2 protein-coding genes are annotated in these 2513 nt (G+C 58.1%); one reads left to right on the top strand and one right to left on the bottom strand.

Features of this window, described 5'->3' with window-relative positions:
- Positions 1–265: 265 nt before the first annotated feature.
- On the bottom strand, positions 266–979 hold the full coding sequence (locus tag ACTD9P_RS29490) for a UTRA domain-containing protein (RefSeq protein WP_438870406.1): 714 nt from the start codon (positions 977–979) through the stop codon (positions 266–268).
- Between the two features lie 351 nt (positions 980–1330).
- Here ACTD9P_RS29490 and ACTD9P_RS29485 point away from each other — a divergent pair, with 351 nt between their 5' ends.
- On the top strand, positions 1331–2398 hold the full coding sequence (locus ACTD9P_RS29485) for an ABC transporter substrate-binding protein (RefSeq protein WP_438870405.1): 1068 nt from the start codon (positions 1331–1333) through the stop codon (positions 2396–2398).
- Positions 2399–2513 lie beyond the last annotated feature (115 nt).

Below are 2513 nucleotides of genomic sequence, written 5' to 3'. Positions count from 1 at the left end.
GTGTGTCAGTTACAGATGAATTGACTGACCCACCGCATTCGCGAGCAAGCCCGCTCCCACAGGTGACCGCATGCAGTTTTGAATATGAGGTCGGCTGCGGATTTGCATGCACTGAAGAGCTGCTTTTCTGTGGGAGCTGGCTTGTCGAATCGTCGCACCGCTGCGATGCAGGCACCTCGGTATGTCAGGTACACGGAGTTGATGCTATCGCAGGCAAGCCAGCTCCCACATTCAGCATGTGATGCATCCGTTGAATCTCCGGCGGTCAAACCACATCAACCCCCACATGAATCGCATCATGGCGCCAGAACTCCAGGTCGCAGTCGATCAAGCGCTCATGCTGGTCGTAATTGACCCGGGCGATCCGCAAGCCCGGACTGCCCACCGACACACGTAATGCAGCGGCGGCTTCGACCGGCAGTGAAGTCGGGACAATTTCGAAACGCACGCGGCCGTAATGCAGGTCGTACTTGCGTGCATACAGCTCGGTCATCGACTGGTTGAGGTCGCACGCCAGAATCCCCGGAAAATAATGCGGGTTCAGGTAATGCTCCACATACAGCACCAAACGCCCATCGATCCGCCGGCCCCGGCAGATCTGGATCACACTCGACAACGCCGGCAACTGCAACCACGCACACACCGCCGCCGATGCCGGTTGCAGCCGCGCCGAAATCACTTCGGTGGAGGCTACGCGCCCTTGTTCACTGACCATTGCGTGAAAGTGGCTGCGTTGCATCAGGTTATAAGCCAGGCGCGGCGGCGAGACGAACCAGCCACGGCGCTCTTCGCGATAGATCTGGCCCTGGGCCTCCAGTTGTAACAAGGCTTCCCGCACCGTAATGCGGGTGGTACCAAACAACTCGCTGAGCTTGCGCTCGGCGGGCAGTTTGCTCGCCGGTGGCAACAGCCCGTGGCCGATTTGCTCTTGCAGCGCCAGGCCAATGGATGTCACCGCCTTGATTGCCTCATCACGCATCAACGTTACCTATCTGGACTAGACCAGCACCGTTCAGGTGCACAAACCGCGCGGTATTCGGGCGTCTGCCGTTACGTGCCAGCCTAGGCATTACAGATGACCGACAGATGACAGTCCCTGCTCATCCCCTGCACCACACCCTGCAATACATCGGCCAAGTCCAGGGCCTGCGGGCTCTTGGGCATGGTCTACGCTGAGTCTGAACTCAGCGACATAAACGCTTTAAAAACGACATCGACATGAAACTGTCATCCACCGAGCCTAAATTGGCTCAGGTATTGCTGACCTAGACCAACACCACCGCAAACGTCGATAAAAACGCAGCGTTGAAAACGCCCAAAGGAGCTTCGGATGAAACAGCTTTTCCTGGCATCACTGTTAGGCTCGACCATTGCCATGTGCACCGCCGCCATGGCTGCTGATACCGATCTAAAAACTCTGGAAGCCGCCGCGAAAGCGGAAGGCGCCGTCAACAGCGTCGGCATGCCCGATGACTGGGCCAACTGGAAAGGCACCTGGGACGACCTGGCCAAGACCTATGGCCTCAAGCACATCGACACCGACATGAGCTCGGCCCAGGAAATCGCCAAGTTCGCCGCCGAAAAAGACAACGCCAGCGCCGATATCGGTGACGTCGGCGCCGCCTTCGGCCCGATTGCGGTGAAACAGGGCGTGGCACAGCCGTACAAACCGACCACTTGGGCACAAGTTCCGGATTGGGCCAAAGATAAAGACGGCAACTGGGCCCTGGCCTACACCGGCACCATCGCCTTTATCGTCAACAAAAAACTGCTGCACGGTTCTGAAGCGCCAAAAAGCTGGGCGGATCTTAAAACCGGTAAATACAAAGTCTCTATCGGTGATGTGAGCACCGCCGCCCAAGCCGCCAACGGCGTGCTGGCTGCCGCCCTGGCCAACGATGGTAACGAGAAAAACATCCAGCCTGCGCTGCTGATGTTTGCCGAGATCGCCAAGCAAGGTCGCCTGTCGCTGGCCAACCCGACCATCGCCACCATGGAAAAGGGCGAAGTCGAAGTGGGTGTGGTCTGGGACTTCAACGGCCTGAGCTACAAAGCCAAGATGGCTAACCCGGATGACTACGTGGTGCTGATCCCGTCGGACGGCTCGGTAATTTCCGGCTACACCACCATCATCAACAAATACGCCAAGCACCCGAACGCCGCCAAGCTGACCCGCGAATACATCTTCAGCGACGCCGGCCAGACCAACCTGGCACGCGGTAACGCACGTCCGATCCGTGCCGAGCACCTGACCCTGCCGGCCGATGTACAGGCCAAGCTGCTGCCGAACGAGCAGTACAAGAAAGTCACACCGATCAAAGATGCCGATGCGTGGGAGAAAACCTCCAAGGCACTGCCGCAGAAGTGGCAGGAAGAAGTCATCATCAATATGCAGTAAGGCTTTAGACACATTGGATGTCCACTGGAGATCCAATGTGGGGGCGGGCTTGTGTGGGAGCGGGCTTGCTCGCGAAAGCGGTGTGTCAGGCAACACTTATTTCACTGATCCACCG

The sequence above is a fragment of the Pseudomonas onubensis genome (assembly GCF_965653655.1).
In the GTDB taxonomy this organism is placed as follows: Bacteria; Pseudomonadota; Gammaproteobacteria; order Pseudomonadales; family Pseudomonadaceae; genus Aquipseudomonas.
This window is presented reverse-complemented; position numbering and strand designations above follow the sequence as displayed.

Bases quoted from the DNA above. Each gene is read 5' to 3' on its own strand.
- ACTD9P_RS29490 (WP_438870406.1), bottom strand. From the start codon at position 979: ATGCGTGATGAGGCAATCAAGGCGGTGACATCCATTGGCCTGGCGCTG.
- ACTD9P_RS29485 (WP_438870405.1), top strand. From the start codon at position 1,331: ATGAAACAGCTTTTCCTGGCATCACTGTTAGGCTCGACCATTGCCATG.